This is a genomic window from Paenibacillus sp. Paensp111 (genome assembly GCF_059492195.1).
Genome location: NZ_CP168527.1, coordinates 2,464,053 through 2,476,392 on the forward strand (window position 1 = coordinate 2,464,053; position 12,340 = coordinate 2,476,392).

Here is a 12,340-nt window from a genome sequence, read left to right on the forward strand (position 1 = left end):
CTGATCTTGTCCTCAGGTAGGATATCCCATAGACAAATTTAGATATTACTTCCTGAATCCCGGAACATCACTTTTTCATAGGGCTGAAGCAGCTCAGAGACGACATTCTCAAGTGCAAAGAGAAATAGCTGCCGGTCACTCTCCTTCGTAAGCGGCTGGCTCGCTGTCATTTCCGGCCACCGGACGATGCCGAACTGGCGCGGATTGTCATCTGGAAGCTGCAGGAACTGAAGCTGCTCGTAGATTTTCTCCTCCGTCAGCTGGCCTTCGATCCATTCAAGGCAGAATCTTTCCCTGAGCAGCGGAATATTTTTCCCAATCTGGTCGGAAGCAGCCTTGAGATATTGATTCTGTTTGTGAGCACTTTCAAGCTCTGCGGCCAAATGCTCAAGAACCTGAAGAAGATGATCGGTATTCACGGGCTTCAAAATATAGTCTTCAACCCCAAGCCTGATGCCTTCCTGAGCATAACTGAACTCATCATGCCCCGTAATGATGATGTACCTGCATTCCGGCAGAATTACACGCAGCCGCTTCATCAGAGTGATTCCATCCATTAAGGGCATATTCATATCGACCAGCAGGATATCAATTTCGTATTTCTCTGCAAGCTCCAGTGCTTCCTCCCCATCTTCTGCCTCACCGATCACTTCCATGCCCAGCTTCTGCCAGTCTACGGAATCTCGTATTCCTTCCCTAATAATCGGTTCATCATCGGCTATTAATACACGCCATAATGGTTTCACTGGGAATACCCCTCCTCATGTGACTGATTTCTTGGATACTCGCGCATTAAAGGCTGCGTGATTGTAACAAGGGTGCCTTGACCCTCTTCGCTTTCCATCGTTATTCCGAATTCCCTTCCGAACGCCAAGTGAATCCGGGCCTGAACATTGAGCATGCCGTAACTGCGCCCACCCTCCGGTTCCTGTCCTTCCAGTGAATTCAGGGGATCGTCCAGCTTCCTGCGAAGCTCCTTAAGACGTTCCGGGGAGATACCTGCTCCGTCATCATACACGGACAGAATAAGCTGATGATCTTCCAGCCGTGCCCGAATCTCTATTCTTCCGGGTCCACGTCTTGCTTTGATGCCATGATAGATCGCATTCTCCACAATAGGCTGGAGCAGGAGCTTCTGGACGAATAGCTGCTCGGCAGCCGGGTCAAGCTCTATGCTGTAATTCAATCGATCACGGTACCGGGTATGCTGGATCTGCAAATAGCTTGAGACGTGCTCCAGTTCCTCGGTCAACCGGATAATATCTTCCCCTTTATTTAGACCAATTCGAAATAGTCGGGACAGAGCCTCTACCAGCTCAGATACCTCGTCCGCCCCCTTTTTCTTCGCCATCCAGTGAATGGTATCCAAAGTATTATATAGAAAGTGCGGCTTAATATGAGCCTGTAAACTACGCAGCTCGGCCTCGCGCTTCTGCCGCTCCTTGAGTTCATTCAAGGTGATCAGCTTGCGAATCTGGTTCAGCATTCGGTTAAAGCTGCGTCCCAGCATCCCGACCTCGTCACTCCGGTCTCCCCAATAACGCTGAGCCATATCCCCGGATTCGGCCTTCTGCATGAAAGACATCAGCTGATGAATGGGACGCGAGATCGATTGGGACAGCAGATATGAAGCCGTCAGACCGAAGAAGCCCACCAGATAGAGAAAACAGATCACATAAAACCGGATCTCACGGGCTCCTAGTGCCGATTCACGGGTTAGAAACACGCCTACCGTACGCCAACCCGTGTAGGAGGAAGTTCCATAAATGAACTGAAGCCGCTCCCCGTGAACATCCTTACTGAAGCTGCCCGCCGCCTCGCTGCCGAACCACGTGCTGGGAATATGATCGATAATTGGATCGGCTGGAACATAGATGTTCTCTCCATTAGAATCGGAGACCATAAGATAACCCGTCTTACCTAACGTTACGTCCTTTGCTGCCTGTGAGATGGCTCTAAGCTTAAGGTCAATCAGGACAGCACCGGTAACCTGCTGAGTGTCCGGGTCAGTAAAAGAGCGAACCACCGAGATTACCTCCTCATTCCGGTAGTTCACATGGGTCGTAACATTTCGGGCTGATGGATGGCCGAGTATCGTGAAGATCCCTTTATTTCTAACCGCTTCTCTGTACCAGTTCTCTTCAGTCAGACTCACCGGCTTTCTAGCATACATTTCATTACTGACATAGTCGCCTTTACTGTTAACGACCAGAATCCCGGCAATCTCGGGATAAAGTGACGTAAAACCTTGGAGAAACTGCTTCGTCTCATACATCCGGGTATCTGTCATCTGCTGTTTGGCAAGGAAAGACTTGATCAGCGGATTGAAATCGATTAAATAAGTCAAGTTTTGCAAATTTTCCACAGTGCCATCAAGCGATCGGTTTACTTTCCCAATCAGCTGCAGCGTATTGCCCGCCACCTGCCGTTCGATGATGCGGTCTACAGTCCAGTTCACCAACGTGCCAAGACCTATCGAGGGCAAGATACTGAACAGCAAAAAAAGTATACTAAGCTGATAACGAAGCGGCATATTCTTAAGCTTAGGCGTGCGCCATTTCTGCCTGTTCATGATGCAGCACCTCTCATCATCCTGCTATTTGGCATAATAGTTCTCCACATTGTCCTTAGTCACGACAGATACACCCGTATCCACCTGGACTGGTAGAGGAGATACGTCCCCGCTCTTGGATGGAGCAGGAACAGTCATGCCATGATGTAGGTGAAACAGATACTGAAGGGACCAATAGCCCATATTCCAGGTCCCTTGTGCAAGAGTTGCTGCTATCGTCCCCTCCTTAATCATATCGAGAGTTCCTTTATTGGTATCAAAGCTAATAATCTGCAGAGGCACTGAACGCTTTAAGGATTTGGCCGCTTCACCCACACCGATTCCCCCGGTGGCTTCCGTAACAAATACGCCTGCTAATTTCGGATGCGCTTTCATTATTGATAACATCACATTCCTGGAAGCCATCGAATCCCCTTTACCATCAGCTACAGCTACCACTTTCATTGCGGGATAATTGTTCTGGATCGTCTCTCTAAACCCTCGAACCCGATCTTGATGGTTCTGCTGACCCGGAAGTGTAATCACGGCGACCTCACCCTGCCTACCGGCTAGCTGTGCCATTTTCTCAGCAGCAGTTACTCCTGCATTGTAATTGTTCGTGGCAAGCAGTGAATAAGCTTTACTGCCCGGCGCTCCGGAGTCGAACAGTACAACGGGAATACCGGCCTCGGCTGCTCGGTCGATGGTTGGTGTCAGCGCATGAGGGTCAATCGATGACACGGCGATACCAGCCGGCTTCTTCGCTATAATTTGTTCCAGCACAGTAATCTGCTCACGCACATCATACTGAGTCGCTCCCCTATACTCTACCGATACATTTAACGCGTCGCCCGCGTCCTCGAACCCTTTCAGGCAGCTCTTCCAATACTCCAGGCCAGACTGAAAAGTGACCATGACGTAATTCTCACCGATCTCTCCGTGGAGACCTTCTTCCTTCCACATTCCCACTTGCGGGTCTTTGGCGTAATACTGGAAAACATAGACAAGGAAGGCTCCGATCAGCAGAAAATAGACGACCAGCATTTTTTTCATATCGAATTCCTCCTATCAAGGCTGCTCGTAATAGGCATTATAGCAAATTACACAAGAATAGATCATCTATAAGATTATCTACCAATTTTTTCTTCTATCTTCTATAATTATTGGAAAATCAATTAAAAAACTCACAGAAGGGTTGATTCAATGAAAAAGATTATGTACTCTGCAGCAGCTGCGCTTCTGCTTACTCTGTCTATTCCCCTCTCCCAAGCTTCTGCGAAGACTGCGGCAGATTTCACCGATCTGAGTGAACTGGATGCCGCAACCAAGGCCAAGTTTGATGCCATGATCAGTGCAGGCGTATTTGATGGGGTTCAGAACGGTAAATTCGGTCTGAATGACGAGATGACCCGGGCCCAATTTGCAAAAGTACTTGCCCTTATCATGAAGCTGAACGTCAACACAGACCTCAAGTCCTCCTCCTTCCAAGATGTAAAGGCCGATGATCCGGTTAATGGTTATGCTCTTCCTTATATTGAAGCTCTTAAGAAAACAGGCATAACTCAAGGTGAATCGCCCGAATCATTCAAGCCTGCTGGCAAGGTGACCAAAGAGGAATTGGCAACTTTCCTGGTTAGAGCCCTGGGTCTCACGATCAAGCCTAACGATAACCACAGTGATGTAGGCAAAGTCAGTGATTGGGCGGCCGGATATGTTGCACAAGCACTCCAATATAAAATCATTCCACCACAGCAGAATTCCGATTGGCAAAGAAGTGCTAACCGGTCCGATCTTGTATTAAGCAGCTATGAGACAAAGACGCAATTTGACCCGCTCAAGCTGGTGGCTGCGGCTGTTACAGAGCAGCATGAGCTAGTCCTTTCATTCAGTGCTTCCCTGAAGGAATCCCAGGTCGATTTGTCCAAAATTCTGATTGGCGGAAAACCGCTGGACAGCGCCAAGGCACATTTCAAACTCTCCGCGGACGGCAAGACATTAACCATTGTCTTCGACGAACCACTTACTCCTGAGCTGTTGAACCAGCCTGCGATTTCGATTAGCGGAATTCAATCCATCACAGGGAATCAGTTAAAAACTGACAATCCCGTTCCAATCGAGAAAGCAAATCTGCTTCCTTCAGCGCCAGTAAGTCCACCAACCAGCTATAACCCACCAAGTGCCGACACCACTGCCCCTCAGCTGCAGAGTGCCAAGCGCCGGGGAAGTGAGAAATCTGTTGTACTGACCTTCTCAGAAGAACTAAATGGAACTCTGGCTGTCCAGAAAGCGAACTACAAGCTGCAAGCGAAGGGCGATTCTGTAACAACATTCCTGGATCTGCCAGAAGATACAACTGTTCATTTATCTGCAGACAAAAAGCAGGTCACCCTGACTTTTCCCGAGATATTTGCATACAACGATACTGAGTATTCCGTACCGAGCTACTTTACAGGAGATGTAGGGATCCAGGTATCCGGGCTCAAAGACCTGGCCGGGAATGAAATCTCGCCAAGCAACAAGCTTGTTGAAGCCGTGAATCCTGGTCTAAGCAGTCCAGTGACTTTCAGCAAGCCCGATGATATAAATGATAATTACAACAAGACAAAAGTTGAATTTGAGGCAGTCGAAAATCATATATACAGATATGTACTATCTGAAGAAAATGTACCTGTTGTGATTGGACTACCATTCGGCACGGGGATCAATGGGGACTCCTGGGAAGGCGCAGGACTTCTCTCATCTGACTCACTTATCCCGATTGATGGCAGCCATCCGACCATCACGGTCATAGACTATGACCAAGCAACTGGTGTTGTCTATGGTTATCAGAGCTTTGCAATTTCTGAAGACCAGGTGCTGCGAGCACCCACGATCTCAGATACACTGTCACAGACCGTTACTTTCCATGAAGGATTACCCGGTACTTGGACAGCAAGCTTCGGTTCCCTTGCCACTGGACATTCTTACTATTACCGAGTGTCAAACACTCCAATTAATGTAGATGTTCCTTATAAAGAATTGGACTACTCATGGGCTCATGCTTATCCTTTGACAACCGACTCTACCATTCAAGCTGCAATTGGCCAATATGTAACAGTTATTGAGGTCAAACCAAAGTCTGAGGTTTCAGATCAAATCCTTGCAGCCCAATCCTTCCAGCTAACCTCTACAGCTTCAAACGAGACTACCGGCGAGTAACCTTTACTTTACCAGCAGTCAAGAACTCTCAAACTATTTCTTCCCTAGTTATCTGTATATGATCAGGAGAATAGGTCCCCCGGGCCCCGAAATTCATTTCAAATGGGAGCGGGGGACCCGCTCTTTCCACCTGTTCCCTGCTCTGTCAGCTCGTGTGAAACTCTTTCATGCATCGAGTCGTGACAAGGATTGCAGAGGCTAACCAGATTCCAACTCACTAAGGCAAGCTCTGGATAGTTTTCTAATGGGTTACAGTGGTGCACTGTTGCTGTTGCTGTTGCTGCTGATGTTGTCTTGCCGTATCTCTTGCACTCTTGGCAAAGGTACTCGTCTCTCCTCAATACCCTCGCTCTCTTGTTCTTCCACTTACAGGATTTGTAGAATGGTTGCGTTATATCTCTTACCCCTTCTATAAAAAGAGAGCCGCCCTTAAGACGGCCCTGCATTACTGTTTCCAAGCAGCCAAAGCCATCCGCTTCCAACTGTTAGGTGCAACATATATATACAGGTAATCTGTATCCCAACAGATATCCCCTTCGTTACCGGCTGCTGTTTCGCTTGCTGGTGTCTTCTTAGTTCTTAGTCTAATTGTATAACCATTCACATCTAGTGGAGCCGTGGGCGCTGTTGTACCTAAGCCAATGTACGTATTAGAACGCTTGATAAAGAATGACGCATCTTGTGCCACACCTGCATCAGAAAACCGTACAATCCCCAAGTCAGATCCAGCATTACCACCAGACTCAGCGGTGTTATCTACCCGAATCTCAAAGCGTCCCTGGAATATCATATTGGAGTCAGGCGATCCGTACGCATTCGCTGGTATCTCTTTTGAGTTGGCTTGTCCAAAGGTGAGCCCTCTGTTTGAGGCAGCTCCACCCATGATTCTCGTTTTACCTTCCACCACAGTGAAGTTACTATTATGTGTTTGTTTCTCACAAATGTCTGCATCAAAAGGAAGCTCAAACCGTCTGAACAGTTCATCAGGATTGACACCGGTCGGGCTCATTGCTGTTTCGATGGAAATATGACGGTGATCTATCTGACTTGAGTCATTTGCCTTGTAGTGAGCGATAATAGCGGCTTTATCTCGGCCTTGCTCATCACACCATACTAGCGCTGGAACCTTGAACATCAATTTCGTAAAATCCATTTGCCGTTATTGTGCTGTTCGCAACAAATCCATTGGCTGCAATATTCCACATTTGCAGAGGCCTATATGTGCCGCTTTCGCCCGCTGCTTCAATCTGTATGGTAAAAGAACCTGCACTCCACGCCTCGATCCTCAACGTCTTTTTAAATCCTATTTGCAGCGGCTATCCTACTCCACTGCAGTCACACTGCTTAACAACTTGGTTTTGCTATGCGAAAGCATCATTTCACACCTTTCTTTTATAGGTTCATAATTTCTAGGTGACTTGTCTTTATGTATACAAACTTAAAAAGCCACCTATTGGCGACTATTCTTGTAAAGTTGTTCTATCGTCCAAATCTCCATACTATTTTCCGGTTCAGTTCTACCTTCCTTTTTACAGTAATGGAGTATTTCATAAGCACCAGAGTATCCTTTGCTGGTTAAAAATTCTGCACAATCATATCTTGTCTGTTCTATTCCTCCAGTAATAGCATCCTTCAAATCTTCGAACACTTTAAACAACTCGTGGTCTTTGTATATTCTACGGTTTGTATATATACCACTTTCCGAATCACCTCAATGGGTTAAAATTATACTTCTTTTCCTGCCGTCTCTCATCCGATTAAATTTATCCCTGTAAATCTCCATGGGTCTCAAACCTCCATTAACATGATCTGTAAATAACATATCACTAAAAATAGCACACTTTTAAAAGGTTTCCCAAATCCCCGGCATTTACTTGCGCAGCCGGCTGCGCCTACGATTAACTCTTTAACCCCTTACTTTCAAGGAAATAGAAAAAGCACCGGTTAGGGCGCCTCAATTAACTCAAGTCTATTCTCTTTAAAATTTAGTGTTAGTACCTCAAAGTTATTAAAGCCGGGGCCTGTAACTTTCCAGGCAACATAGTATGTGTCCCCCACGTCCTTAGGAGTATCAAGTTCCAAGTCATCTAAAAAGAAGGTTTGATCTTCCCAAATAGGGACCTGATGAGGAACTGAACAAACTCTTGTTAGGGATATTGCAGGGATACTCGGTTCATCGCCTGTACAAAAAAAGTCATCATTAGCATCTTTTACAAAGCCATTTTCATTATATATATTTATTCTTTTATCAAGTAAAATCCGTACTGCATAGTACTCCGCTGGGATTGAAGATGTATTAAAAACAGCTATATTTAATCTTACCCTGGAAATCCCTTCATCAGCATTTTTCAATAGCGATAACTTTACTCTCAAGTTCGAAACTTCCATCCGTCTTCTCACATCTCGAACTTCATAATCTTCCATAGGAACTGACTCAAAGTTAAACCTTTTATAATACCTTTTGTCAAATGCCATATGAGGCGCGTCAATGCTTTGAGGAATACTGATCACATAGATGACCTTTCCCGGATTAATTTTATGCAAATCCACTTGATATATTCTAATGCCGTCTATACGCCTTTGTATACGACTATTGATGACTTTCTCAACCCATTCACGAGTTATAACATTCGGGTCATAACCTTCGTCAATTCTTTCAGGCTCATTCCCTTGTTCTACAATACCGTAAATTAACAGACCCCCGTCCGAATTAGCAAAAGCTGAAACATCTTTAGATAATTCATTTTTTGTTTTATCCTTTAAATCTAATGAGGCACAAGCCTTATAATCGAGATGAATGCTTTCTTTAACTCTATTCTTTACTAATTTTAAAATTTCATCTTCTGTCCACTCTTTTGTATCCTTCATACAACCCTCTCCTCCGACCTTGTTATAACAAACTTCGACAAGAGGGGGATATTTCCTGCAACCTAAATGCCGGCACCCGAAGGCACCGGCAAGAACGGAGTTAATATGTTAATGGTTATGATACCGATATGGACTCGCCCACAACCAAGTGAGCGCTTTTTGTACAGATAACACGTTTGAAGGCACGCTATCTTTTTTAGTGGGTTTTACCCCTATATATAGGTGGCAAGTGTATGACAAAAAATCAAAAAGGGCTCCCCGAATTGTGATTTACCTCTTCTTATCTTTCATGTATTCTGTTTTATATTGGAGGTGGGTTTTTGGTTACTTATAAACAAATTACTGAATACATTAAAAAGGAATATGGCTATACAGCTCAAACTTGTTGGATTGCTCATATGAAAGAAATTTGCGAACTAATTCCTAAAAAGCCTTCAAGAATTAAACCATGTCCAACTAGCAAACAGAAAGACTTTATAGAAACCTTTAAGCATTTTAATATGATTTAGTTCCTTCAAGCTTAGCCAATGCCGCTAAGCATTTTTTTTGGCTTCGCGGTAGCCTATAGGGTTTGCATAAGGCTTATCCCAACATTTGGAACAAAACTCTGGTGATCTCGTATATACTTTTGTCATATTATTTTAGGAGGAATGAACTATGTTTTTTAGAAAGAAGAAAGAGGAAAATCGCTCAAGAGCCCCTTTATATACCGCTATTGATCCCCATATTAGATTTGCGGCTCTTCAAACAATCGTCTCTACTAAGCTAAATATTTACGACATGATAGAAGATTTAGAAGAACAAGCAGCTGCCCTCGGAGCAGATGCAGTAATTGGATTAGTTTTCCGTCCAGGTGTTGCCGATGGAACTTCTTATGCTTTTGCTACTGCTATTGAATTCCTGTTAGATGAAGAAGGAAATATTGATGAGGTTTTTTAGTTCCTCAACAATTCTGGGCTCTGGGCGTGATTTTGCGCCCATCCATCCGGCTTTACAATCTTGCCCTGCTCGTTAAATCTTGGCTTTCCATCCTTGTGCAGTTTGCCCATGTTGGCAGCGTGTACGATATCAAAGAATGGTTCAGGTTTTACGCCCAAGAGTGTAAAGGTAACAATTTCGAAGTAAATCAAGTCGATCAAAGCATCTGTCTGCTCTACCAAGGAATCTGCTGCCGCGAACTCTGTTGGCTCCTCCAACATTCAGGAAACACGCTCTGCAACCATTCCACCTATATCTTTTTCGTCATACTTTGTGGATGAAATAGCCTTTATTTCCTTTGTCAGATCATGTAACGGACTAATTAACCAGTTATTTGTCATTAGTGGCCCTTGGTCAAGTGTTGTTGGCTTATTCGGCATTTCCTGACTAAACGCCTTGTGAAACTCCCTAACTTGCTCATATTGTCTGTTCATACTTTCCTCCAAAATTTGCATTTGATCAAACATCAGTTCTATTTAAGAGTGAGACAAGGCCGTGAACGATCTCTTATACTCCATATGCTCGTTTCTTCTACTTAGCTGTAGGCTACATAATGGAATCTAGAACGTCTTTCTGGTACTCGTTAAATAGTTAGAAGCCAGCTAAAGTTTGTGAACCCGTCAAGAAGACAAAAAGCCGCTGCGAACATCAGCGGCTTTTTGTCTTCTTATACATCAGGCTACTTCATCTGTCTTGGAAATCAGCTTCTGCTGCAGCATAGCGGCAAGCTCCTCCTCCAATTCATATACCATAGGGCGTATATGCTGGGAGGGAACCGCCAGAGGCTCTTCTTCCGATTGTTTGACTGTCCATATGATCTGAGTATTCAGCCCTTCAGCAATACCGGCTGCAAAATATACGGCAGGCGAATGCGATGTGATATCGGCAATCACAAGCTTGCTGTCAGAGATAAGCTCTCCAAGAGGCATATCCCGGTTCACAGACCAGACTTCATGAATGAGTCTGGGATTGTATCCACACTGCTCTAGCCGGGGAAGAATCTTCTCCGCCCAAGCCGCTCGCATGGACTCCTGATCGGGGAGCAGCACATAACAGGACTTCAACTTTCGACCGCCGCTTCTGGCCGCGGCTTCATTCCAACCCTTGTCTGTCAGCTTAAAGATTCCGCCTTCTCTTGCGATGAGCTCCTCTCCTCTTAATTTGTCAATAATATAGACAAGCTCTTGCAAGTTGGGGGAGTAAGTCAGATTATAGCTGCTTGATAATGGACGTATCGCCACCGGATAACCAGCCTCTTCAGAGTGCCGGTACAAGTACAGCAGAAGCCGGGTTCCTTTATCTTCGAGTGTAACGGGGATTTCAGTTGAATTCAGGATCGAATCCATGTCCTCAAGCGTCAGATTCACTTTCTCGTCCAGGTCCGTCTTCTCCCGAATATAAGCGGAGATTACGGGAAAGGTCTGTCTTTTTAGTACATGGGAGAAATTTTGAATAGGAGTGTAGCTGCTTCTCAAGAGTGAATAGTATCCGTCTGGAGAGCAATGGCATCCTATGAATCTATCTGAATCCCCATGTGATTCAATAGGAACGATTACATCACAGAACAAACATAACTTCTTTGCCATAGCAGTTCATCTCCTCTAGTTAGTCGTTGTTAATACCTTAACAATAATTAACCAGAAAGTAGATAAGAAGATATTTCCTGCTCAGAGAAAGAGAGATCCCCGGTCAGTGACCTAATGGAATCCCCCTGCTCTCATGCTGCATCCAGTTATGGTTAAATCAAAATATCGTCGATCAGCTTAAGTTCATCTGCAGAGAATTCAGCATTGCCCAGTGCCCCTACAGCATCTTCAATTTGGCTGACTTTGCTAGCCCCGATTAATGCCGAAGTCACTCTTCCCCCTCGCAGAACCCATGCAAGGGCCATCTGCGACAGCCTCTGGCCGCGCTCAGCTGCCAGATCATTCAATCTGGATATCTTGCTGACGACTTCATCGGTGATATCCTCCGGACGCAGGAATACACTTGGCCCCGCCGCGCGGGAATCCGGCGTAACTCCATGAAGATATCGGTCGGTCAAGATTCCCTTCTGAAGCGGTGAGAATACAATTGATCCGATCCCCTCTTCATCCAGAACATCCTGAAGCCCATCTTCAATCCACCGGTTCATCATCGAATAACTAGGCTGGTGAATCACGCAAGGGGTACCCAGCTCCTTGAGGATCTTGGAGGCCTTGCGGGTCTCTTCGGGTCCATAGTTGGATATTCCAACATAGAGCGCTTTCCCTTGACGAACAATCAAATCTAGCGCAGACATCGTCTCTTCAAGCGGTGTATCCGGATCTGGACGGTGATGGTAGAAAATATCCACATATTCAAGCCCCATCCGCTTTAAGCTCTGATCTAGACTTGAGACCAGATATTTCTTCGAACCCCATTCTCCATAAGGTCCTGGCCACATGTAATACCCGGCCTTCGTCGAGATGACCATCTCATCCCGGTACGGTGCAAAGTCTTCCTGGAGCATTCTGCCGAAGGATACTTCCGCCGAGCCCGCAGGCGGGCCGTAGTTGTTCGCCAGATCGAAGTGGGTAATGCCTAGATCAAAGGCTCTTCTCACCATCGCCTTTCCGTTCTCGTATGTATCGATCCCGCCAAAATTATGCCACAGACCCAGGGATATCGCAGGCAGCTTCAAGCCGCTTTTCCCGCTGCGGTTATATGTCATGGATTCATATCGTTCATTACTTGCCTGATAGGACATGTTCTCGCCTCCATTAA

General features: G+C 45.6%; 13 protein-coding genes. 3 read left to right on the top strand and 10 right to left on the bottom strand.

The genetic code is table 11. The features are described from left to right. Positions 1–38: 38 nt before the first annotated feature. The 3 genes from ACEN86_RS11505 to ACEN86_RS11515 are packed head-to-tail and all read right to left on the bottom strand — an operon-like array spanning position 39 to position 3,604. Positions 39–746, bottom strand: coding sequence for a response regulator (locus ACEN86_RS11505; protein WP_495630785.1), 708 nt, complete (start codon positions 744–746; stop codon positions 39–41). Beyond that, positions 743–2,572, bottom strand: a complete 1,830-nt coding sequence (locus ACEN86_RS11510; RefSeq protein ID WP_495630786.1) for a cache domain-containing sensor histidine kinase — start codon at positions 2,570–2,572, stop codon at positions 743–745. Before ACEN86_RS11510 ends, ACEN86_RS11505 begins: the two co-directional genes overlap by 4 nt. Positions 2,573–2,596: 24 nt before the next feature. Then, a complete protein-coding gene (locus tag ACEN86_RS11515) occupies positions 2,597–3,604 on the bottom strand; it encodes a substrate-binding domain-containing protein (RefSeq protein WP_495630787.1) in 1,008 nt (335 codons plus the stop codon). Positions 3,605–3,754: 150 nt separating this feature from the next. Between ACEN86_RS11515 and ACEN86_RS11520 the strand changes: the two genes are divergently transcribed. Further along, on the top strand, positions 3,755–5,749 hold the full coding sequence (locus tag ACEN86_RS11520) for an S-layer homology domain-containing protein (RefSeq protein WP_495630788.1): 1,995 nt from the start codon (positions 3,755–3,757) through the stop codon (positions 5,747–5,749). 98 nt (positions 5,750–5,847) lie between these two features. Here ACEN86_RS11520 and ACEN86_RS11525 read toward each other — a convergent pair whose 3' ends face one another. From ACEN86_RS11525 to ACEN86_RS11535, 3 genes are all read right to left on the bottom strand, one after another. Further along, positions 5,848–6,195: an HNH endonuclease gene (locus ACEN86_RS11525; RefSeq protein ID WP_495634280.1), complete on the bottom strand. Its 348-nt coding sequence runs from the start codon at positions 6,193–6,195 to the stop codon at positions 5,848–5,850. Continuing rightward, positions 6,195–6,902 carry a hypothetical protein gene (locus ACEN86_RS11530; protein ID WP_495630789.1) on the bottom strand — a complete coding sequence of 236 codons (708 nt, stop codon included), beginning with the start codon at positions 6,900–6,902 and terminating at the stop codon, positions 6,195–6,197. Before ACEN86_RS11530 ends, ACEN86_RS11525 begins: the two co-directional genes overlap by 1 nt. A gap of 791 nt (positions 6,903–7,693) precedes the next feature. Next, the gene (locus tag ACEN86_RS11535) at positions 7,694–8,617 is read right to left on the bottom strand and encodes an AlbA family DNA-binding domain-containing protein (RefSeq protein ID WP_495630790.1); all 924 of its coding nucleotides are present in this window, start codon (positions 8,615–8,617) and stop codon (positions 7,694–7,696) included. A gap of 320 nt (positions 8,618–8,937) precedes the next feature. Between ACEN86_RS11535 and ACEN86_RS11540 the strand changes: the two genes are divergently transcribed. Together ACEN86_RS11540 and ACEN86_RS11545 are read left to right on the top strand one after the other, a co-directional pair. Next, positions 8,938–9,126 (top strand): hypothetical protein, encoded by a 189-nt coding sequence (locus tag ACEN86_RS11540; RefSeq protein ID WP_495630791.1) that lies wholly within the window; start codon positions 8,938–8,940, stop codon positions 9,124–9,126. A 148-nt stretch (positions 9,127–9,274) separates the two neighbouring features. Next, positions 9,275–9,556, top strand: a complete 282-nt coding sequence (locus ACEN86_RS11545; protein WP_495630792.1) for a YbjQ family protein — start codon at positions 9,275–9,277, stop codon at positions 9,554–9,556. Here ACEN86_RS11545 and ACEN86_RS11550 read toward each other — a convergent pair. From ACEN86_RS11550 to ACEN86_RS11565, 4 genes are all read right to left on the bottom strand, one after another. Continuing rightward, on the bottom strand, positions 9,553–9,816 hold the full coding sequence (locus ACEN86_RS11550) for a pyrophosphohydrolase domain-containing protein (RefSeq protein ID WP_495630793.1): 264 nt from the start codon (positions 9,814–9,816) through the stop codon (positions 9,553–9,555). The genes ACEN86_RS11545 and ACEN86_RS11550 overlap by 4 nt on opposite strands. Next, the gene (locus tag ACEN86_RS11555; protein ID WP_495630794.1) at positions 9,817–10,029 is read right to left on the bottom strand and encodes a hypothetical protein; all 213 of its coding nucleotides are present in this window, start codon (positions 10,027–10,029) and stop codon (positions 9,817–9,819) included. It lies immediately after the preceding gene. Between the two features lie 240 nt (positions 10,030–10,269). Then, on the bottom strand, positions 10,270–11,181 hold the full coding sequence (locus ACEN86_RS11560) for a hypothetical protein (RefSeq protein ID WP_495630795.1): 912 nt from the start codon (positions 11,179–11,181) through the stop codon (positions 10,270–10,272). 152 nt (positions 11,182–11,333) lie between these two features. After that, positions 11,334–12,323: an aldo/keto reductase gene (locus ACEN86_RS11565; RefSeq protein ID WP_495630796.1), complete on the bottom strand. Its 990-nt coding sequence runs from the start codon at positions 12,321–12,323 to the stop codon at positions 11,334–11,336. Between the last annotated feature and the right edge of the window lie 17 nt (positions 12,324–12,340).

Excerpts from the sequence above, each read along its gene's own strand:
- ACEN86_RS11510 (WP_495630786.1), bottom strand. The coding sequence starts at position 2,572 with ATGAACAGGCAGAAATGGCGCACGCCTAAGCTTAAGAATATGCCGCTT.
- ACEN86_RS11515 (WP_495630787.1), bottom strand. The coding sequence starts at position 3,604 with ATGAAAAAAATGCTGGTCGTCTATTTTCTGCTGATCGGAGCCTTCCTT.
- ACEN86_RS11520 (WP_495630788.1), top strand. The coding sequence starts at position 3,755 with ATGAAAAAGATTATGTACTCTGCAGCAGCTGCGCTTCTGCTTACTCTG.
- ACEN86_RS11525 (WP_495634280.1), bottom strand. The coding sequence starts at position 6,195 with ATGCAGGGCCGTCTTAAGGGCGGCTCTCTTTTTATAGAAGGGGTAAGA.
- ACEN86_RS11530 (WP_495630789.1), bottom strand. The coding sequence starts at position 6,902 with ATGGATTTTACGAAATTGATGTTCAAGGTTCCAGCGCTAGTATGGTGT.
- ACEN86_RS11535 (WP_495630790.1), bottom strand. The coding sequence starts at position 8,617 with ATGAAGGATACAAAAGAGTGGACAGAAGATGAAATTTTAAAATTAGTA.
- ACEN86_RS11545 (WP_495630792.1), top strand. The coding sequence starts at position 9,275 with ATGTTTTTTAGAAAGAAGAAAGAGGAAAATCGCTCAAGAGCCCCTTTA.
- ACEN86_RS11550 (WP_495630793.1), bottom strand. The coding sequence starts at position 9,816 with ATGTTGGAGGAGCCAACAGAGTTCGCGGCAGCAGATTCCTTGGTAGAG.
- ACEN86_RS11555 (WP_495630794.1), bottom strand. The coding sequence starts at position 10,029 with ATGAACAGACAATATGAGCAAGTTAGGGAGTTTCACAAGGCGTTTAGT.
- ACEN86_RS11560 (WP_495630795.1), bottom strand. The coding sequence starts at position 11,181 with ATGGCAAAGAAGTTATGTTTGTTCTGTGATGTAATCGTTCCTATTGAA.
- ACEN86_RS11565 (WP_495630796.1), bottom strand. The coding sequence starts at position 12,323 with ATGTCCTATCAGGCAAGTAATGAACGATATGAATCCATGACATATAAC.